The organism is Pseudomonas sp. NBRC 111143 (assembly GCF_001320965.1).
Taxonomy (GTDB): Bacteria; Pseudomonadota; Gammaproteobacteria; order Pseudomonadales; family Pseudomonadaceae; genus Aquipseudomonas; species Aquipseudomonas machongensis.
In genome coordinates this window covers 98,979-121,585 of sequence record NZ_BCBT01000011.1, presented here as the reverse complement: position 1 = coordinate 121,585, position 22,607 = coordinate 98,979, and the positions used below count along the sequence as shown (strand labels likewise).

The following is a 22,607-nucleotide window of genomic DNA, read 5'->3' as shown; positions in this document are numbered from 1 at the left end:
CCTGGAGGAGGATGCGCCGTACTCACTGATCACCAGCGCATCCGTACCCCAAGGCTTCCGATCAGCCCATTGAGGTCATTGTCATCCACATCACTGCTGTAGTCGGCACTGACGAACAGCGCCACCGTCGGCGTGACCCGCGCCACCAAACCCAGGCCCAGTTCCACGGTCGCTGCACTGCGCGAGCTGGAGATCTTGTCGACCTGATCCAGTTTCACCGCATCGCTGTCGTTGAAGTCGTACCAGACGTTGGTCCGCACGTAGGGTTCGATCGGCATGCCGCGCACTTCGTAGCGCCCCGACAGTTTCGCGCCCACCCGGCCACTCCAGCTCGGCTGGCTGTCGAATGCCTGCAGGGTCTCGGCCTGGGCCTGGTTACCGGGGAAGAACTGCTGGTTGATCAACTGCGCCTGCGGCTCGATCACCCAGTGGTTGCCCAGGCCGATGGGGAAACCACCTTCGACCGAGAAGGTCATCGCATGGCCGCTGTCGTCCAGGCGCTGGCCGCTCTGGCTGCGGCCGTTGACGTCGATGCGCGTGCCCATGGCCACCGCATCCACATGCCAGCCTTGGTCGTGGGTCATGCTCCAGTAAACGCCCAGGCTCTCGCCGCTGAGGTTGACGGCGTTGCGCTGCTTGTCACCGAGCAGCGGACGCATGCCGTTGAAGCTGCTCTGCAGAGTGTTGTGGCCGACGAACACCCCGGCGCGGTGCACGTTGCCGCTGGCGGTCTCGCGTACGAACAGATCCGGGCCGATCATCAGTTGCTGGCTGGGCGCCTCCAGTCGGGCCGGTGGCGCGGAGGCCGGTTGCGCAGCGCCGGGGAAGAATTGCGCCCATTGGCTGGCGACCAGGTCCATCGGCACGTCCCCGTGGCGCGCGCTCATGCGCTCGGAGAACGCCTGCAAGGTGCCCATCCCCAGACCACTGGCGCTCACCGGATTGAGCGACAGCAGCGGTACCGCCGGTGGCTGCATCAGGTTGGCGAAAGGGGTGTCTTCGTCAAGACCAAGCGCAAAGGTTTCCACCGGGGTTGCCAGAAGCAGCGACGTGGAAACCGCGCAGAACAGCCGGTCGAAGCGCAAAGGGTTCGATGCTCGTTTCATGGCGGATCTCCTGTTTCTTGTGGGTAACAGCCAAGGCCTGGCCTGTTGTCACGAGCTGTACGACACGAAACAGGGGGCGACACAAACCAGCACGCGGAAGTCTGCTGGCGCGCGTAAAGACGCGGGCCAGAGAGCTCGGCGCGAAGTTTTCGCAGTGGGCGTTATGTTCAGCTAAGGAGAGCGGGCGCATTGCGTCAAGAAAATGTTGGCGGGATGAGAAAATTGTGTTGTGACAGATAACGTGCTGAATGAGAACGTGATTATTGTTCGCTTAGCAATATGGGTTCTTTGCCTGGGTTGGGTTATGCCGAAACATTGCTAGCCCAGGTTTTGCTGTATCGGCGGTTCTTTTCCCGGCTGGCTACCTGTTATTTCTGTCAGTTTCGTGCGGGCGTATTTGTATCTAGCATCCAGTGACATCCACGAAAGGGCCACCGTATACACAGGCCCGCTTCGTTCGCTCACGCTAAGCACCGCCCGGGGGACGCCATGGCTAAACGCCAGAGCCGCAAACAAGTTGGTCTGCTTGAGAGACTGCTGGACACCGAGCCGGGAATCAAAGTCAAAATCGCCCCAGCGACCCTGGAACAAGACTCGATCATCGACCTGCAGTGCAAGACGACCGATGCGCTGATGGCGCATTATCCGGGCTTGCACAGCGACGAAGCCCGGCGACTCAAGGGGCGTCTGAATGTTGCAGCAGCGGCGATGATGCGTGCTTTCCGGGAAAAGCGCCTGAGTGCCTCGGCGCGCCGCCCCTCGGATGAGCTGAGAGGCCCTCTGGACTTGTCCAGAGGCCCCACCTTCGAAAATCAGTTCTTGCCCAGTTGGGGCAATAACGCACATCCGCAAGCCGTGGATGCCACCACCTCGCCAGTGGCCTACCTCATCGATCTACTGACGTTCATTCAGGAGCACGTCGAGGCCCAGGGCGATGCCGATATGATCCTGACGCTGAAAACGCGGCGCCCTGATCTGTTCGAGCGCCTGATCGATGAGGCGTTCATGAACCGTGAACTGCCGCAGGTCGAGGTGATCATCCATGTCCTGGAACAGCTGATCGAAGAGCATCGCCAGCAAGTGGACAGTGATCGCACGGCCACTGAGGACAAGCTGCTCAAGGTCCGCTATCCCATCAAACAGTTTCCCTATGAAGCGTATTGGGAGCAGATCCACACCGTGCTGTCGCATAACTCGCTGCTGATGGGCGATGTGGCACGCCTGTCGGATATCGACAGTCCTTACTTCATCCAGGCCGGCGCGCATTCACCCTGGTCCGATGCCGCGCTGCAGCAGGAAGCTACGCTTGGCCCGGTGCTGCGTGCCCTGCTGATCGAGGTTCCCTACTTCGGCACCGCGGCGTCGCAGGGCGGCAAAGCGCAGAGTTCTGGGCCGAAGACACAGGCCGATGAGCCCGGGGAGCGGTACAAGGCGTTCTACGAGGACAACTTCGGAGTGCCGAATGCCATGCACCTGCATAAGGTGGTGAGCTTCTGTCAGGTGCTGCAGATCAATCAGGACGAGATGGAGTCGTTGTTCGGCCTGGCGGCCTATGCCCCCACGCGTTCGGACAACGTGACCCGCAGTGTGCTGGCCGAGGAGGTATCGCCGGCCCTGTTCGTCGCGCGCTTCATCAACAGCGGCGGGGCCGCGCCGGTTGGGGTTGTCAGCGATGCGCAGGACCCACAGCGGCACACCTTCGAAAACTTGTCCGACATGCGTTTTGACCGCATCCAACGCCTGGTGCGCGTGGCTACCGCGTTGAAGCTGACCTATGCCCAGGCCGACCAGGTGGTGTGTGCGGCAATCGATGCGGAAAAGCGCGCTGTCGCCGAAGTCAGGCGCATCAAGTCCGATGACTCGCCGCTATGGATGACGGTCAACACCCATCGGGCCTTGGGTGTGTTCCAGTTCTTGCGAGAGCGCTTTGCCTGCAGCGCTGAAGACTTTTCCGTTCTGCTCTCGGATATGGCCGTTCACGGCATTGGCGCGACTGCGAGCCATTTCGACCGGGTATTCAACAGCGACCCTACTTCGCCTCTGGTGCTCGACGGCAGCGACTTCAGCCTCTCGGGAGACGATGTCGCGAGCAAACGTACCGTCGACCAGTTATGCCGCGGGCTGGGCATCAACGTGCAGACGTTCCGTTACCTGTCGCGTCTGGTGATGCAGGGGCAAGGGGGCGACAAATTGCAGCGCTCTGTGCGCGTGGTCAGTGCCTTCTACCGCGTGACGATGCTGGCCCGTCTGCTTTCGGTCACCACCATCGAGCTGCTGGCCCTGTTGGAAACCCTGAGCCCCGAGGGGCTTTATGCCTTGCAACTGGGGGGAGCACCGCAGAATGCCATGTACCGCAGCTTTGCCCAGACCGACACCCTTAGCGTCATCCATGCCATCAGCCACTGTGTGCTCTGGTGTCAGGAGCAGGACCTGCCGATCAGCTGGCTGGTGCAGCAGTTGCTGCCGGTCGAGACGCCCGATGTGGTGCCCCAGGAAGTCTCTGCACTGTTCGGCGAACTCAAGACTCAGTTGCTACCTTTCCAGGCCTTCGAGCAGGCCTTGCTGGATGCCGGTGTTCTGGCCCTGCCCACGGGTGAGTGGCTGAAAGCCTTGGAGCAGGTCGTCGATGAGAACGGCCTGCTGGCGGACACTGGCGACCCTGAACAGGACTTCGACCCTGAGCAGTACGAGCAATTTGCCGAGCGGGAAATCAAGACGGCGGTCGATCAGTTGGCCAGCGCCGGCCAAAGCCCGTTGGTCGATATGGACAGCGCTGAAAAGGAGCGCCTGACCGGCATTATTCTCGGCGTGGTCCTGCGCATTCGTTCGCAGCAGTGGGGCGTCGTTCAGCAGAGTCTTTCACAGCTTCTGAGGGTCAATGCCGATATGGCGATCCCGATGGTCTACTGGGCCGAGGGCACAGTGCACCAACTGCTGGAGAGCGCGGTGGCCTTCGACCCGCAGCAATCCCAGTCCGATGCCATGAAGGCCATGCTGGGGCTGGTGCAGCGGATGCAGCGCTGCGCACAAATCGCGACACGTTTCGAGTTGACGCCCACGTTGTTCTCCAGCCTGCTGATACGCGCGCATCGCGCACGGTTCGGCATCGACGCCTTCGACTTGTCCTTGCACACGCTCTACCACCTTGAACGCTACGCCCGTGGCCTGCGTCTGGCCAAGCAATCGGAAGCACAACTGCTGGGCTATTTCTCGGCAATCGAGGAATTGAAGGATCTGAGCGCAAATGAACAGCGCCTGCTCAGGGACGCGGCTGCCCAGCGTATCGCGGCCTGGCTGGACTGGGGGATCCGTGAGGTGCTGGACGTGGCGGCCCGGGTCTCGCCGGATGGCATCATTCGCGATCTGGCTCAGTTGCGCATCGTGGTCGACACCAAGCTGCTGAGCGACACCACGGGGCTGAGTGCTGAATCACTGATGAAACTCAGCAGGCTGACCGCCTATTCGGGCACGCAGGACTATCGCGATGCCGCACAAGAGATGCTCAGCAGCCTTGAGAGCGACAGCGCGGAGCGCGGCAACGAGGCAGAGCTGCGTCAGAGCCTGGCCTCGCGCTGCACCGTGAGTGAAACACGCCTGATCGCACGCGCGCCTGATCAGGAAACCACGGTGGCCTTGAAACTGCTCGATATGAACAACGAGCCGGTTTCAGATATTCGCATCACCTGGTCCACCGATCTCGGGATTTTGCAGTCCCATTCCAGCTACACCGACGAAGAGGGCGTGGCCAAGGTGCGACTGCAGGCAGGTACGAAGATGGGCAGTGCCCATGTGCAGGCCAGCTACCTGCTCGATGGCAAGGCGTTCGCGCCGCCGGTGGTGATCGACTGTGACGAAGAGACGGTGCGAGTGCGCAGTATCGAAGGGCGACCGGGTAACACGACGCCTCTGGAGCTCGCAGGCGGACAAGGCATTTATCGCTTGGCTGCCCTGCTCGTAGACCGTTATGACAATGATGGGGTGGATCGTCTGGTCAATTGGTCTACCACCATCGGCTACTTTGTGGACAACACAGGTGAAACCCTGACTGATCACACTGGCTACAGCCGGATTGCGCTAAGAAGCCGGGAGCCAGGCTCGGGCGTGATCCGTGCCTGGTACGCCGGCAAGCCCGATGACGTCACAGTGGTGCAGGTTGGCTTCGCCGACAGGCCCTACGTCAATTCGCTCGTACTGCAATCTGCGTTGGTGGTGGACGAGCCGATCACGGTTCAGGCCAGAGTCCTGGGGCTCGATGGTGAGCCGGTCGCTGGTCAGGCGATGTCCTGGTCGTGTGAAGGGGGCGAACTGGTCAGTGCCGACCAAACCTCTGATGCAGCCGGGCTGGGTACAGCCGTACTGCAGGTCGGTACGGCTGGGCGGGTGAAGGTGACCGTGACCCTCAGTACCGCCGGCGAAACCGCAGAGGCCTATCACAGCAAGGATCTCGAGTTCGACGTGCTTGCCGATGCGACGATACGGCAGCACAGGAAGATCGGGAGCTGGCCGTTGGCCGATGGCATCAGCACGGTGGAGTATGAAATTCATATCGCCACCACCGATGGCATCCCCGTGGCGCGCTACCCCATCACCTGGAGCGTCAGTGAAGGTGGCACTCGTGTGGCCGAGCCCGCTGTCAGCTTGACAGGCAGCGATGGTATTGCCCGCTTCGATCTCAAAAGCACCACGACTGGCCAGCGTACGGTAACCGCAAGCTGGGGCAAGGAGCAGTCCCATGCCTTCGATCAGGTGACCTTCCTCGAGCCCCTCGGGTTGATGATCGAATTCGACGGCAAACCGTTGGAGGGGGAGATCGTCATTACGCCGCCTTCCGAAGGGGAAACGACGCACACCTTGACCTATCGCGTAGCTGCCGGCCATTCGCTGATCGGCCAGCCGATGTCTCTTCACGTCAGTGGTCGCAACTCGGCAGCTTCGTTGGGCTTGGTGATCTCGCCTGCGCCAGGTGCCGACAACGAACTGGGCAACGACGGCGTGACCTGGACCATCACCAGTCGGCCCGTGGCCCTGAAGACGGATGTAGGGCTGAAGTTCGGGTTCTCCTATGACACCGCTTATCCGTCGAACCTGACCGATGTCGTGATCAAGGGAATACGGAAATGACTGCAGCGCCATCGACTTTCGAGCTTTTGCAGCGAGGCCCACATGAAGACTGAATTGAGCCACCGACTCGCGGAACAATGGCGCGACGCGCTGAGTGCGTATGCCATTCACCACGTACTGCCGGACAAGCTGCAAGCCGGTAGCCTGGGCATGATGACGGCCGATCACCTGGACCGTTACCTGATGACCGACACCCAGGTCAGCGCCGAGGTCACCACGTCCGCGTTGGCCGAGGCAATCGCGTGTGTCCAGACCTACGTCAATGCGATCCTCAACAATATCGAACAGGGCTACGGCAAGGATTTCGCCCCCGAGTTGACCCTTTTCTGGCAGCAGGCCATGTCGACCTACTCGTTATGGGCGGCCTACCAGATGATGGAAGACTACCCGGAAAACTATATCCGTGCTGACTTGCGCCTGGACAAGACGGAGCTGTTCAAGAACCTGGAGAACGACCTGGCGCAGGGTCGGATCGATGATGCGGGTGTCCAGAAGGCGCTGCTGAACTACCTGAAACGTTATGAGTTCCTGAACAACATCCGGGTCCAGGCCGGCTACATCGACTATCGCGATGGGCACCGCGATGAGGGGCGGTTCCCGGGGTATGCCTACGCCAACGCGGATTACTACTTGCTGGGCAAGGACAATGCGACGCCTTGCGCCTATTACTGGCGCAAGGTCCAGGTCCGTCTGGACGAGGCCTCCACGTATATTCAGCCCGATGCGTGGACGGAATGGAAACCGGTGAGCATTCCGCCGGGCACGACAGTGTTGCAGATATGTCCGGTGTTGTTCGGGGGGCGGTTGCATGTGATCTGGTGGTACTTCACCGCACCGACAAAGGTCCTCGGTGAGAAGGGTGAAACAACCGACAAGCGTTCGTATGCACTGACCCTGGATATCATTCATCTTGGACTTGATAACCAGTGGACTACGCCGGAGCAACTGTGGCAGTACGACGTCGAGGTTGCCGGCCCTGACGTCCCGTCGCAGATACCGCCTGAGGTGGAGCGTTTCAGAGTGATGGCGGTTGCGGCGGGGCGTGTGAACGCCGATGACGATCAACTGTTCGTTTCTGTTCACCAGACCTCGAACGATGAAGCCTGGGCGGAGAAGTTCGTCCTTCAACGGGATGTCTTGAAACGTCGGACTGAGCGCGCTATCGACTCTGATGCCAGCGAAGCCCTTTCTCGGCGATTCACAGGGAGTGCGGGCCGCTTGCCCTTTTCGCAGCGTATTGCAGCGGTTGATGCTGAGGTGAAAAGCATCAAGGGGAGTGGCAATCCTTATATTTCACTCGAGGCTGAGCTCGAGCAGGGCCTGTCGGGGCGTTCACTACGCGTACGTGCGCGCTCCAGCGAGTTGCGCACGGCTACTCGGGTAGCGGTCTTGTCGATTGACCGATTCAGTGTGAATTACCACGGTCTTCACGTGGATTTCCAACTACAAGCCTATGACGCACTCGGTACAACTCATCTTTCTTTCACTGCCGTTACGTTTGGTATTCCGAACTTTGAGTCCGTCACACTCCAGCATGATCTAAAAACCTTGGCTGTATTGAAACGGTCCGACTTTTTTGGCGAGTTTGTCGCCAGCACTTTTATGGCTGAGGCACAGGTTGATTTGCCGGAGTTTTCGCGTCCAATTTCCAAGGATTACATCAGTGAAGGCATGGGTTTCAAGGTCATTGTCGACGAAATAGGGGACGCGGCGCTGGAGGGAACGGAAAACCGAGGCGTTCTTGTTTACGACAATGTCCAGTTGCCGGACGTGAAACTCGTACATAAGCAAGGCGAGGAATCGACAACCTGCTGGTCGGGGCTTTGGGTTCTCAATAGCCATGCCGTCAGCACCTGGAGCCGTCTGGAGGACGTTGCTGCGACTGGCTCGGCAACCTTCGAAGTTATCGCCGCTGGTGAAGCAACCGCCACCTTCACGGTGAGCTGGGGCGCCAGCTCGAGTCTGGCCGATACGACGATTCCGTATATTCACCAACAGTCCGACGGTAGCGACTTCCTCGTCTTCGATACCATTGGTGGTGCCGACGCGCCCTTGGCCGTGCGGCTGAACTCCCAGCATGTTTCCGATTTGATCAATCGCGCCGAAGCCTCGTCCCAGGCCGTATTCGCCTGGGATGCACAGAACCGACAGGAGCCGGCATACCGCAAGGAACTGGCCGGCGCGGTGTATCAGGGTTGGCATCCCAGTGCCGTGGACCCGTTGCTGCACATGTTCGCTGCCTATGGCAGCTACTTGCGTGAGCTGTTCTTCCATGTCCCTCACCTGATCGCATCACGTCTGCAGGAGGAGGAGCGCTTCGCCGATGCCCGGCGCTGGCTGGGGCTGATCTTCAACCCGTACCAGAAGCAGCCGCCCAGGGCGACCCCGGGCCCCGACTACTGGAACTGCGCCTGGTTGCTTCAGGACGACACCGAGGCGGCAGGGCTCGAACACGAATTGATCGAGCCCCATGTCATCGCGCTGCGCGCGCCGTCCCATTATCGCAAGGCAGTGTTCGTGCAGTACGTGAACATGCTGATCGGCGAAGCCGACCAGCACTATCGCTACCAGACCCGTGACGGCCTGGCGCACGCCTGGCTGTTGTACCGCATGGCCGCGGACCTCATGGGAGAGGTGCCGGATGCGCGGGCGATCAATACCTGGCAACCCAAAACGGTTCGCGACGTGCTCGCTGTCGGGCCGGCCGACATGCCGTTGGCCGCTAGTGGCCAGGACATTGTCCCGGCCAACCTGCCCAAGCAGCTGTCCACCTTCTTCTGGGCTGGGGTGGCGGCACATCCGGCTTTCCGCTTGCCGGTCAATCAGCAGTTGCTGGATATCTGGCAATTGCTGGCGGAGCGCTTCTACAACCTGCGGCACTTCCTGACCCTCGATGGACGCCCCATGGTACTGCCACTGTATGCACCACCTGCGAACCCCTTCGATTTGCTGATGGCACGCATGGGGGGCGGTACCAACCTGTCGCACCTGATGGGCCAGCGCACGGTGGTGCCGCCGTATCGTTTCCGTACTCTGATCGCCAAGGCTCATGAGGTGGTGGCGACCCTGACCCAGTTCGCCGAGCAATTGCGTGTCCTCATGGAGCAGGAGGAGCGCACCGGACTTGAAGCGTTGCAATACCAACACGCCGCCGAGATCGCCGGATACACCATTGCCATCCAGGAACAGTTGCTCGAACAGCAGGAACAGCAGGAAGGGGTATTGCTCAAGCAGACGCTCAGTGCCGAGGCTCGGCAAGCCCACTACACCAAGCTGGTCGAAGAGGACATCTCTGCTCTGGAAATCGAGACAATGGTTGTCCATAACTCAGGCGGGTCAATCAATGCCTTTGGTACCAGCGCGATGAGCGCCTACTACGCGACACAGATGGCGCCCAAAATCTTCGGCATGGCGCAGGACACGGGGGATGTGACCGCCCCCATCATGAGTGGTGCTCAGCTTTCGTTCATGGCCGGGAGTGCGTTGCAGATCTCCGGTGACATCATGCGCGAGACGTCGGTCTACAAGCGTCGCCGACAGGAATGGGAGCTGCAGGCAACCTTGGCACGCAAGGACATCGATGTGATCGCCGAGCAGAGCAAGGCACAAGCCTGCGCAACCAAGGCCGCGAGAAACTCGCTCGATCACAGCCGCAAGGTGTTGGACCAGGCCCAGCAGATGTACGCCTTCTACCAGAGCAAATCGACCAACGTACCGCTCTATCGCTGGCTGCGTTCGCAGGTGACCGCCTGGCATGCGACGTTGTTCGATGTCGCGGTGGGCTTGTGCAACAGTGCCGAAGCCTGCTGGCAGTACGAGACGGGCAACTATGACAAACGCATCTTCCGTACCTCGGTCTGGCAGGCCGATCGGCATGGCCTCAATGCTGCAGGCGAACTGCGGCTGGACCTGCATCGCCTGGAGGCCGAAGCTTTGTTGCGCAACGAGCGTCATCTGGAACTGCGCAAGACGGTGTCGCTGCGTGCACTGATCGAAGAGGGCCTGGTCCTCGACAAGAATGGGGCTGCGCTTGGTGACTGGCCGGCGCTGCTCGAGGCGCTGGCCGAGAACGGCGAACTGGATTTCAGCCTTAGCGAAACGCTGTTCAACCAGGATTACCCCGGGCATTACCTGCGGCGCCTGCACAGCGTGGCGCTGTCGCTGCCTGCCTTGCTGGGGCCTTACCAGAACATCCGCGCCACACTGACCCAGACGCAGAGCCGGTTGTTGACCAAGGCCGATATCGAAGGGGTGAAGTACCTGTCGCCGCAACTGGACCAGGGTGAAGGGGATGGGCGCTACGTCATGCGAAGTTTGCGACCCAGCCAACAGGTCTGCCTGTCGTCAGCCACGCAGGACATCGGGTTGGTCACGCCCCCCGAGAGCGATGACCGTTACTTGCCGTTCGAAGGCACTGGCGCCGTCTCCGACTGGAACCTGAAGTTCCCGCGAGTTGCACGGCAAACCGAACTGCTCCAAGGGCTGAGCGATATCGTCATGGAGGTGCGCTACCTCGCACGGTATGGCGGTGCACTGTTCGAGCAACAAGTCGAGGCGTTGTTGCCGGAAGACGCGGCCGGGAGTTTTGCACGTGTCGTCCAATGGGAGGGGAAGGATCATGAGCAATAGTGATGAGGTGCAGGGTATCCGGTCGATTTCGACGCGTGCGCAAAGCCTTACCAAAGGGCATGACTTTCTTCAGGATCCTTTCATCCAGAGGCCAATGGAAAGCGCTGGCCTCGAAGGTGTGTGGAGCTACGAAGAGAAAGACAGCTATGAGCTTCGTGAAAACGATGCCAGGGACGGCACGTACCTTTCGCTTTTCCAGAAGGGTCGGCTCTACCAGGACTTCAGTTTGCTCGAGGGGGTTGCACAGGGATATGCCTTGGGCTGCCAGTACAATGTCCTGTACTTCACCGACAGTTGCTGGCTCAGGGTCTACGCACTCTCGGACGCTTCGCAAGGCCAGATTATTCATGAGCAAGCGCTCAAGAACCCGGAGACCACCGAGCAGGCCGACGAACAAGATCCCAGGCCCGAAGCCGAACCTACCTGGCATACGTTGACGCCCAAGCCCATCGATATACCTGCGGGTGTATCGAGAATTCGTGTGGCGTTCGAAACCCCCGCCGGCACGAGGGCGACGGAACTCAGCCTGCGCAACATCATTTCCGAAGTGCACCTGGCACCCTTCGAAGGGAAGGTGTTGCTGTCGCCTGGACCTGATCAGTCATCGCTGGCTCCGCAAACCCAGCCACCGTTCAAACTGTGCCATGGCGCCACGTACAGCCTGCAGGTCAGCGATGCCTGGCAGGGGCAGAAGCTGAGCGTGCTGTGGCCGGGGAATGCCGATACGCCACCCACGGCGTACGGGCTGACAACGAATCCGTCGCTGAATATCCACGACAGTGACGAGGAAAGCCGCTATCCGCAACCGGAGGCCGGCACCAGTACCTGGAGCTTGGATGCGAGTGCGGCCAAGGAGGTGTTATCCGGCGCGCTACCGCTGGGCCTGGGTAGTTACTGGCGGGCCGAAAAGCATGAGCTCCAGGCGCAGTTGGGGGATTTTCGCTATGAAGTGAGTGAGGTGGCCTGGGATGGCGTGGTGCCGGTGCTGGAGTGGGGTAGCCGTACCCGGTTGACCGCAACGCTGGGCAACCTTGTCGCATCAGCGCGAACGATCGTTGGTCAACATGTGGATTGGTACCTCGACGATGTGCTCTACAAGACTGTCCCAACGGATGAGCAGGGCAAGTCGACACTTGAGTTCATCCCTGAGCAAAAGGAGGGTGTCGACTTCTACACCGCAGAGCTCAGCGCCCGGTGCACTGATGGCCTCGGCGCAGAAAGCGACAAGCTGCAAGCTATCCCTGTGTACTCCCGCTCACCGTGGTCGGCCCAGTTCGATGTGTTGTTCGACGACAGGCCAATCACTGATTTCGATGACGTCAACCTGGTGCTGGGCAGCGTCGGCGAGCATACGTTGACCTTGAAGCCCAAGTCTGCGGACAACTTTTTCATAGGCGAGCAGGTGGCCTTGGGTTGGCCAGGCGGCACACCACAGCTGGACATTACCTTCAGCCCGAGCGAGCCGCAGGAAATGACGGCTGCTGGTGTCAGTTGGACCATCATGCCGGGTGTAGAGCGGGATCATTTCACGCTCGAAGTCATCACGCCGACGCTGACTTTGCCCCTGTCACTCAAAGGCTTGCGCCTATCGCCCAACCTTGAGGACGAGATCGAGCTGACCCTTGCAGACACTGTGCCGGCAAACCTGGCGCTGTTCTGGCGGGAGGAGGCGCAGACGCTGAAGATCAAGCTGAAGCCCGGCAGCCCGCTGGCGAAGATGAAATCAGAAGCCTGGCTGACCTTCACCGACGGCAGCCTGAAACCGACCAGTGTCGTTGCCGCGCCCAATTACGGTGAGCGGCGGGCGATGTTGGAGGACGGGTTGAGCTGGACCCTGACCGGTGCGCAGGTGAGTGGCACCTTTGGAGTGCAGGTTCACATGCAGGGCTTTGACAAACCGTTGGTCGTCGACACTTGCTTGCTGATGTCCCGGGCTTTGGCGGACGAAGCCGAGCTGATCTATGACGATGAGCGTGGCACTGACGAATCGACCTGGATATTCCGGCGCATGGTGCCGTCCTACGTCGGGGTCAAGCCAAAAACCGGTAGCCCGTTGGCTGAAAGCGGTTTGAAGGCCAAGTTGACGTTTGTGGAAGATGACCTGGCGCCGGAGCAGATGGAGGCCTATCCGGACTACGAGGCCGAGCAGGGGTTCACGGGCGGTGAGCTGCAATGGGAGATGCTGGGCAAACAGGCAAGTGGTGTGTTCGGGTTGGCCATTCATGTGGCGGGTTTCTCGAAGCCCCTGGTGACGGGCAATTGCTTGCTGCTGTCGCTGCGCATGGAGGATGAGTTCGACGTGGTGATAGATGGGGGGCCTCTGGTCGAGCCGCTGGTTATTCAATCCAGAGCAGAGCACACATTGAGTATCGTGCCGAAAATGGGCAGTCCGCTAGAGCGAGAATTCCTGAGCGAAGCATGGATCGAGTACGTCGACGGAAGTTTGCCCCAGGCGCAGTTGATTACGGTTCCGACTTACAACGACAGACGACCGATATCCACTGCAGGCCTGGGCTGGAAGTTGACCGCCAGGGCTTCTGGCACATTCGGGTTGACCCTTCATACAGGCGCGTTTCCAGCACCACTGAAGGTGACCTCGGGCTTTGCTTTGTCGCAAGATCTGAGCGATGAAGTGGAGGTGAAGGTAGAAGGGCGCGTTGTCGACGATCTGTTGGTGTTTCGGCGTTCGGTGGGCAAGACCATTGTGCTCGTGCCCAAGCCTGGTAGCCCTCTGGCAGACCTGAAGCGAGAGGTATGGATGACACTCTCCGCAGGCAGTGTGAAGGAAGGGGATGTATCGGCCTCTCCCGATTTTGGTGCGCGAAGAGTGATGTCTTCCGATGGGCTGGAGTGGGAGGTGACGGGAGCCGACCTCAGTGGACAATTCGCGCTGGTTTTTCATGTCGCGGGTTTTTCGACCGTTTGGACACTGCCGACATGTGTACTGTTATCCAGCAAATTGGCAGATGAAGCAGAGGTGACCCATACACCCCATTTTCCGCCTGATCCCGCGATATTCTACCGCGAGGAGTATCTGGCATTCACATTGAAGGCCCGGCCGGGAAGCCCGTTAGTGGCTGCCCGGCTCTCGGCCTGGATGGAATTTAATCCGCAGACGCTGAAAGAGGGCGACATGGGGTCAGTACCCGCGTTCGGCTCAAAAGTAATACTTCCACAGGCGGGGGTGCGTTGGAATACGCGAGGTCGCGAGGCCAGTGGTTATTTCAACTTGACAGTTCATGTCGACGGCTTCGATACGCCGATAACGCTCGTGCCGAAGGTGATGCTGTCCAGCACCGGTGCTAACGAGCTACTCCTTAGATTGTCGGCCTCCGACTCGGATATGGTTCTTGTCGCGGTCCCCGTTCAGGGTAGTCCAATTGCCGATAAGGTTTATTTATTATCCTTGTCGAGTAGCAAGCCAGATCCAGGGTTCGTGCCAGATCCACCATTCAATAAACCTAGGGAGTTGAGAGGCTATTACGGTCTGGTGTGGAACCTGGGCCCTCTTCCGAGGACGGTCTCGATACTGAGAGTTGACGGAGACGACTTTCCGTGCCCGGTCGCCATTCCCTATGGCTGGCCGGGCTAACGGTGCGGTTGAAGAGGACTTTGCAAAAGCCGCTCTTGGCCTTTTGATAAATGACGAGCGTCGGAGCCGTGCATTTACCCTCGTTACGAGATGCGTTGTATGCATTGCCAAATATCTCGCCGTTTGATTAAGAGCGGTCGGGTGATCTGAAGTGACTGCGCGGATCAATGCTGCGCGTCATACACAGGTAGATTGGAACGGGTCACAGGAGGGGTTCATGCCCGACTCATTGGATGGGTATTCACACGAAAAGCAGACTGCTGCTTCGGGCCAGGCCCCCGCTCCGGCGACGGGAGAGGGAGACACCTCCTTCTACACCCCCCCAGCCCTCCCCAAGGGCGGTGGCACGGTCTCGGTCGGTGGCGGCATGCTTTCGGCGGGTGGCCCGGATGGTTCGGCTGGTTGGCAAATGCCCCTGCCATCGCCGGCGGGTCGTGCGCTGTCGGCGGAACTGGCATTGCACTACTCCTCCGGCGGCGGCAACAGCGCCTTTGGCGCCGGCTGGGATTGCGATTTGCCGGCGATCTTCTGCATGACACGCTTCGGTTTCCCTAAATACGACGGCAACGACCGAATGGTCGGTCCGTCCGGGGAGGAAGTCCTCAAGGCGGGTACACCCCATGACCGCACAGGCTTGCCGTTCGCCGAGACCTCTGACGGTGAGCGCTACAGCGTTACCCCTTGGTGCCTGCGCAGCGGTGCGCCCTCGCAGCGTCTTGAGCACTGGGTGGTCAAAGGCGCTGCGGCTGACCCTGGTTTCTGGCTGCACTGGCAGTCCGATGGCAGCCTTTCGTTGTTCGGCTGGTCGGCCGCTGCACGTCTGCACGATCCCGCAGCCCCTGAGCGTGTGGCGGGCTGGTACCTGGAAGAGCGGGTTTCGGCCCGTGGCGAGCATCTGGTGTACCGTTATCGCGCCGAAGACGACAAAGGCTGCAGCGACCAGGAACTCACGGCCCACCCACACGTCGTCAACCTCTATGCCGATGCTGTCTACGCCATGAACGCCACGCCTTCGCAGGCGCTGCTGATTCCACAAGACGGCTTCGACGAGACGGACTTTCTCACCTTCACCCAATTCGACTATGGCGAGCGCGGCGCCGATCCCGAGCGCGTGCCTGGGCTTGCGCCGGAGCAGGACTGGCTGGTGCGCGACGACTGCCATTCGTTCTGGCGCTATGGGTTCAACGTGCGCATCCGCCGGCTGTGCCGCGATGTGCTGCTCTGGCACCGCACCGCACGCATGAACGGCGAGGCCGACGACACGCCAGAGCTGGTGGCACGGCTACACCTGCAGTACGACAGTAGCCCGGTCAGCAGCATTCTGGTGTCGGCGCAACAACTGTCGAGCGTATCCGACTGTCGCTTGCCGCCGATGGAGTTCGAGCTGACCCGACCGGGCAGGGCTACGCCCGGTTGGGAAGCGGTGCCAGCGCTCGACGGATTCTGGGCCCCTGCATGGCAGATGGCCGACTTGCTGGACGAAGGCGTGCCAGGCCTGCTGTACCGAGATCAGGACGCCTGGCATTACCGGCCGCCGATGCGGCCGGGCAAGACCCCTGGCGCGGAGCAGGATGCGATCACCTGGGGAGCGCCCTGGCCCTTGCCCAAGCGTCCGGCCGATAGCACTGGCAGCCTGACCGACCTGGATGGCGATGGTCGCCCCGAGTGGTTGATCACCGAGGAGGGAATGCGTGGCAGTTTCACGCTGGCGCCCGACGGTATCTGGGGGTCGTGGAAACCCCTGTTGAGCTTGCCCAGCGAGTATGGTCATCCGGCTGCGCAGATGACTGATCTCACCGGCGACGGCCGCTCCGATGTGGTCATGCTGCACGCCCTCGGTCCACGGAGCGTGCGACTATACCCCAGCGCAGGCGCCGACGGCTGGCTGGCTGCGGTTACCGCACAGTACGCAGGGCGCGAAGCGCTACCCTTACCGGATAAGGCCGACCGTCAACTGGTCGCTTTTGCCGATCCTGCCGGCAGTGGTCAGTCGCACCTGCTGCGCATCACTGGCGACGGCGTGACGCTCTGGCCGTCTCTGGGCTATGGCCGGTTCGACGAGGCCATCAGTATCCCTGGTTTCAAGGTGGACGATTTCAACGCCTCGCGGGTGTTCCTCGCCGATACCGACGGTACAGGCACCACCGATATCCTTTACCTGGAACCCGCCCGTATCCGTGTGTTCATCAGCCAGTGCGGCAACCGTTTCGTCGAGGGGCCTGCGATCGAGATGCCGCCGGGGGTGACGCTGGACAGTGAAACCCAGCTGCAGGTGGCCGACATCCGTGGTCAGGGGACTGCCGACTTGCTGCTGACGGCGCCGGATCATGGCCCTGAGAAAACACGCCGCAGTTGGCTGTACCGCTTCAACGACCACCGGCCGTGGTTGCTGTCGACCATCGTCGACAACATCGGCAACCGCACCGAGTTGCAGTACCGCAGCTCGGCCCAGGCCTGGCTCGATGAAAAGGCTGAACAGCTGGCCCGCGGGCAGACCCCGGTCAGCTACTTGCCGTTCCCGGTCCATACCGTGAGCCGGGTCACGACGTTCAATGAAATCACCGGCGTGTGCATGGGCCGCGAGACCACCTATCTCGGCGGCGTGTGGGATGGCCGCGAGCGTGAATTTGCAGGGTTCAGGCGCCTGATCCAGACCGACACCCATGAAGGGGCCCGGTCGATGGCGGCACATCTGTCGCCGCCCTCGCGTACCTGCACCTGGTTCTACACCGGGGTGGAGGCGCTCGATGCGGCGGCTGACGGTGCTTTTGTCGACATGGATGCCCGATTCCCTCAGGCTCCACCACGTTTTACCCAGTGGCGCGACGACGCAGAGGAGGCGCTCGAGGTGACGGGGGCGCTGCGCGCCTGGCTGTACTGCGCGGCCCGTGGCCAGGTGATGCGCATCGAGGTGTATGGAGAAGATGGCCATCCGCGTGCAGGAAACCCCTACAGGCTCGAGCGCTCGCGCCTGCAGATCCGGGCCATGGCCAGTGCCGATCCACAGCGACCGAGTGCCCTGGTGACGCCGATCCAGCATCTGGCATTCAGTTGCGAGCGGGTACCGGAGGACCCGGTGGTGGCCCAGACGCTTGTTCTCGCGCAGGACCTGTATGGCAACGTGCTGCAAAGTGCAGCCGTCAACTATCCGCGTCAGTTGAGCGAGGCGGACCTGGTCAAGGAGGAGGGGGAGCGGCAGATCTATCCCGACAGCTTGCCGGCGGGCTTGATCGGGGCAAGTTGCGATGAGCAGCAGTACGACTGTTGGATCAACCTGACCCGCGCTCGCGTGCACAACCTGGTTCGTGGCGATGACTTTGTCATCGGTCTGGCCGATGGCACGCGTCGGGATGTGATCAAGCTGACGGCCAGCGACGTGCCCAAAGACGGTTTCAGCGTGGAGAACCTGGCAGTGGAGGAGCTGCTGGTGGCCGATCCGCAGAGGACGACGCTGGTCGGCTACGAGAAGGCGGTCTGGCGACAAGCCGATGGTACAGGCGCCGCGAAGGTCCCTTCGCGTCAGGCACTGCTGGCCTATACCCGCACGGCAATGCTCGACAAGGCTTCACTGGACGTCCTGCGTCCGACCTTCGAGCAGACCTTGGGCAATCTGGTGGAGCAGGCGCTGGCCAACCCGAATGCCGACCTGGCAGTGCTGCGCCGGGTGCGCGAGCGCTTGCCGGAAGTGACGGCGGTTGCGGCTTCGTACCCGCTGCTGATGGCTTATCTGCAGTGCTCGCCCCACGACGAGCAGGCGCTCGGGCTTCTGCGCGCGGCGCTCAAGACAGTGATCTCGGTGGACGCCTTGCGCGAGCGGCTGTACCAGGCCGACGCTGCGGCGTTGCCGGAGGGCTTGCAGGCGGCGTTGCGCAAGCAGAGCCGTGTGGCCGATGCGGCTCTGCCAGCGGTGGTGGCATGGTTCGCCGGCCAGGCGCAAGGCAGCGCGGATCTGCAGCAGCTGCATGCCGCAGTGGCGGACGGACTGGCCGTGACCGGTGCTGACAGCGTGTTCTGGCGAGTCGTGCTGGCCAACCTTGCCAGGCGTGGCACTGATTCATCCCAGCCTCTCCAGCTCCAGGCATGGTTGGAAGACGTCCGGCACTTGCTGGACACCCGGGTGCAGGCCGAATCCCTGACCGAGCTGCTCAAGCGTGGCGGCTATGTCGCCATGAGCCGAGCGGAGGACGCCGATGAGCTGGCCGAGCCGCACGATCCCTCCGGCGCAGGCGCGCCGTCGATCCCGTGGGCGCCGCCAGTCGAAGAGGCGTACTGCGGCCATCACGGCATTTCAGGGTATCGCGGCGCCGAGCATTTCTGGACGCCCGACACCGTCCAGGAAAGTACGGTGATTGGCCCCCGCCAATTGCGGTACACCGCCCATGACATCGCCGTGTGCGAGGTGACGGATGCTGCCGGTCTGACCTCCACTGTCGAGGTGTATGACTGGCGCTTCATGCAGCCGTCGCAGATCAAGGACGCCAATGACAACATCCACACCAGCAGCCTCGATGCACTGGGACGGGTGATGCATACCCGCTTCTATGGCACCGAAACCCCGGCGGGCAGCGATGAAGCTGTCATGAGCGGCTTCTCCCCCGATGCTGCCTTCACGCCCCCTCGCACGGTCGAGCAAGCCGTGGCCCTGAACGAGAGCAAGGGGGTGCCGGTGGCCATGGCATTCACCAACGTGGTCGACAGCTGGATGCCATTGGCGCTGCAGGCCGATGGTCGTGTCGCGGGCACCCGCCGTTGCGGTGCATTGGCCTGGCAGCGGGATGTGCAGCGTTTGCGTCGGGATGGCATCGAGGTGTCTGGCGACCTGTTCATGGCCGGACGTACGCCACCCCATGTGATCCAGATCCAGCCCGACCGTTATGACAACGACCCCGAGCAACAGGTGCGCGTGCAGGTGTCGCTGACAGGCGGCTCGCAGTTGTTGCAGGCCGCCATCCTCAATCCGGGCGGCGAGGCATTCGTGCGCACCGAGGAAGGAGGGCTTGCCCAGGATCAGGACGGGCACGCCGTGTTGGCCCACACCGAGGTGCGCTGGGCGGTTACCGGCAAGACCGAGTTCGACAACAAGGGGCAGGCGGTTCGAAAGTGGTTGCCGTTCTACCTCGACGACTGGCGCTGGGTCAGCGACGACAGTGCGCGTGAAGGGATCTATGCCGACACGCATTTCTACGATGCGTTGGGCCGCGAATGCAGGATCGTGCGCGCCAATGGCGAGGATGTCGACGGCGAGTGGGCGAACTACGAGCAGCGCGTGCAGGTATACCCCTGGTTCACGGTATCGGAGGACGAAAACGATACCTGGCAGGAGGTCATCGAGCGGGCGCGGCTCAAGGCACGCAGTACCTTGCATTGAGCCGCTGGCCCCGGGCCGTCGATGTGACTCGAGCAACGTGCCGATGGGCTGCCGGGCAGTCCATCGGCAATTGTCACGCGGGCGAGGGCGGGTATCGCCGGCTGATCATTCCTCGTCGCGCTGCAGCACCATCAACAGCATGGAGCGGCCCTGCACCTCGAACAGGCTGTCGAACGCCAGGTGCTGCGCCTTGCGCAACTGCGGCCGATCGGTATCGATCAGGCAGCTCCAATGCTCGCCCTCCGGTACGCTCGGCAGCTTGAACGGCACCACGTCGTGGTGCGCGTTGACGATCAGCAACACCGTTGCTTCCGACCCTGGCCGGGCGATGCCGCTGACCTGCGCACGGCCGTCGATGAGCATGCCCAGGCAACGGCCGTGGGGGTCTTCCCACTGCTCGACGCTCATTTCGCTGCCGTCAGGGGCGAGCCAGGTAACGTCCTTGACCCCGATCGCTTCGTTGTAGTCGCCGACCAGGAAGCTCGAGCGGCGCAGCACCGGGTATTGCAATCTGAGCTGGGTGAGGCGTTTGACGAACTTCAGCAGCGCCTGGCCTTCGTCGTCCAGGTCCCAATTGACCCAGCCGATCTCGCTATCCTGGCAGTACGCGTTGTTGTTGCCATGCTGGGTGCGGCTGAACTCGTCACCGGCGACGATCATCGGCGTACCCTGCGACAGCAGCAGGGTGGCGAAGAAATTGCGCATCTGGCGCAGGCGCAGGGCCTTGATCTCGGGGTCGTCGGTCGGGCCTTCGACGCCGCAGTTCCAGGATAGGTTGTTGCTGGTGCCGTCCTGGTTGTTCTCGTCGTTGTCCTCGTTGTGCTTCTCGTTGTACGAGACCAGGTCGCGCAGGGTGAAGCCGTCATGGGCGGTGATGAAATTGACCGAGGCGTAGGGGCGCCGGCCACGGTTGTTGAACATGTCGCCTGAGCCTGTCAGGCGGGCAGCGAAATCGGCTAGCTGGCCTTCGTCACCTTTCCAGAACGCCCGTGCCGTATCGCGGAAACGGTCGTTCCATTCCGCCCAGCCGGGGGCGAAATTGCCCACCTGGTAGCCGCCGGGGCCGCAGTCCCACGGCTCGGCGATCAGCTTGACGCTGCGCAGCAGCGGGTCCTGGCGGCAGGCGACGAGGAAGCTGTGACGCTCGCTGTAACCGTCGTGGTAGCGGCCCAGGATGGTCGCCAGGTCGAAGCGGAAGCCGTCCACATGCATCTCGCCCGCCCAGTAGCGCAGGGAGTCGGTGACCAGTTGCAGCACGCACGGGTGGCTCAGGTCCAGGGTGTTGCCGGTGCCCGAATCGTTGATGTAGAAGCGCTTGTCGTCGGGCATCAGGCGGTAGTAAGAGGCGTTGTCGATGCCGCGCATCGACAGGGTCGGCCCACGCTCGTTGCCCTCGGCGGTGTGGTTGTAGACCACATCGAGGATCACTTCCAGACCCTTCTCGTGGACGTGCGCGACCATCTCCTTGAACTCGGCGATCTTGCCACTGGCTAGGTATTTGGGATGGGGGGCGAAGAAGGCCAGGGTGTTGTAGCCCCAGTAGTTGTTCAGGCCCTTGTCCAGCAGGTGCTGGTCGTTGACGAAGGCGTGGATGGGCAGCAGCTCGATGCTGGAAACGCCCAGATCCTTGATGTGCCCCAGCAGCTCGTCGTTGGCAAGCCCTGCGAAGGTGCCGCGCAGATGCTCGGGGACAGCCGGGTGGCGCATGCTGATGCCACGGGCGTGGGCTTCGTAGATGACGGTCTGCTCCCAGGGAATCTGCACCCGCTGGTCGCGACCCCAGGTAAAGGCCGGGTCGACCACCTTGCACTTGGGCACGAAGGGGGCGCTGTCGCGTTCATCGAACGACAGGTCGTCGTCGGGGTGCCCCAGGGTGTAGCCGAACAGCGCCTCGGACCATTTCAGCTCGCCCACCAGTTGCTTGGCGTAGGGGTCGATCAGCAGCTTGTTGGCATTGAAACGGTGACCGTTCTGCGGCTCGTAGGGGCCGTGCACGCGATAACCATAGACCAGCCCTGGATGCGCGTCGGGCAGGTAACCGTGGTAGATCTCGTCGGTGTATTCGGGCAGCTCGATGCGCTCGAGCTCGTTTTCGCCGGTCGCATCGAAGATGCACAGCTCGACCTTGGTAGCGTTGGCGGAGAACAGCGCGAAATTCACGCCCAGCCCGTCCCAGGTTGCACCGAGCGGGAAGGGCAGGCCCTCGCGAATCCGGGTTGGCGCGACGGAACGGGTTTTCTTCGGGGTGCGTGGGGTCATGACAGTCCTCGTCTGGCCAGATGAATTGAATTCGGCTGCGGGAGCGGCGGTTCGCCGCTGCGACTTGCCCGCGAAAAAAACACCGCGCTGCCTGGCACGGGCTACGCCCGTGTTCGCGGGCAAGCCCGCTCCCACAGGGACAGGCTTGCCTTTGGATTTTTTACAGGACAGCTGTTCTCAAAGGGAGGGGCTGGCCTTTGGCTTTTGAACAAGGCAGCTGCTCCACAGGTCTTGGGTTGAACCGCAGGCGGGTATCAGCCGGCGGCGGGCTTGCGCGGCGCCCGTGGTTTTTTCTCGACCACAGGCTTGCCCGCCGGTAGCGCTGCAGCCTTGGGTTCGGCCGGTGCCTTGGGCTTGGCTACGGCTTTCTTGCGTGGTGCGGCCTTGGGCGCCAGGGCCTCGGCTTCGGCCAGCTTGCGGGCCATCTCCCAGTGGCGCTCTTCCTCGCCTACCGGTTTACCCTCCGACTCCCAGATCTGGTAGGCGAATTCGCGGATCCGTTTTTCATCGACACTCATTTCGACGCTCCTGA

Annotated in this window: 7 protein-coding genes; 4 read left to right on the top strand and 3 right to left on the bottom strand. The window is 61.6% G+C overall.

From position 1 onward, the window contains the following. Nucleotides 1-29: 29 nt before the first annotated feature. Nucleotides 30-1,106, bottom strand: a complete 1,077-nt coding sequence (locus APH44_RS09090) for an autotransporter outer membrane beta-barrel domain-containing protein (protein WP_054892364.1) — start codon at nt 1,104-1,106, stop codon at nt 30-32. Between the two features lie 489 nt (nt 1,107-1,595). Here APH44_RS09090 and APH44_RS09085 point away from each other — a divergent pair, with 489 nt between their 5' ends. From APH44_RS09085 to APH44_RS09070, 4 genes are all read left to right on the top strand, one after another. Further along, nucleotides 1,596-6,227 carry an Ig-like domain-containing protein gene (locus APH44_RS09085; RefSeq protein ID WP_054892363.1) on the top strand — a complete coding sequence of 1,544 codons (4,632 nt, stop codon included), beginning with the start codon at nt 1,596-1,598 and terminating at the stop codon, nt 6,225-6,227. Between the two features lie 42 nt (nt 6,228-6,269). Then, nucleotides 6,270-10,856, top strand: coding sequence for a neuraminidase-like domain-containing protein (locus APH44_RS09080; RefSeq protein WP_054892362.1), 4,587 nt, complete (start codon nt 6,270-6,272; stop codon nt 10,854-10,856). Next, a complete protein-coding gene (locus APH44_RS09075; protein WP_054892361.1) occupies nt 10,846-14,448 on the top strand; it encodes a hypothetical protein in 3,603 nt (1,200 codons plus the stop codon). Before APH44_RS09080 ends, APH44_RS09075 begins: the two co-directional genes overlap by 11 nt. A 217-nt stretch (nt 14,449-14,665) precedes the next feature. Next, entirely contained in the window at nt 14,666-19,816 is a 5,151-nt protein-coding gene (locus tag APH44_RS09070; protein ID WP_082421000.1) for a SpvB/TcaC N-terminal domain-containing protein, read from the top strand. Nucleotides 19,817-19,921: 105 nt separating this feature from the next. Here the strand turns inward: APH44_RS09070 and glgX are convergent, their stop codons facing one another. Next, nucleotides 19,922-22,075, bottom strand: a complete 2,154-nt coding sequence (glgX, locus tag APH44_RS09065; protein ID WP_054892359.1) for a glycogen debranching protein GlgX — start codon at nt 22,073-22,075, stop codon at nt 19,922-19,924. A 254-nt stretch (nt 22,076-22,329) separates the two neighbouring features. After that, nucleotides 22,330-22,593, bottom strand: coding sequence for a DUF2934 domain-containing protein (locus APH44_RS09060; RefSeq protein ID WP_054892358.1), 264 nt, complete (start codon nt 22,591-22,593; stop codon nt 22,330-22,332). Nucleotides 22,594-22,607 lie beyond the last annotated feature (14 nt).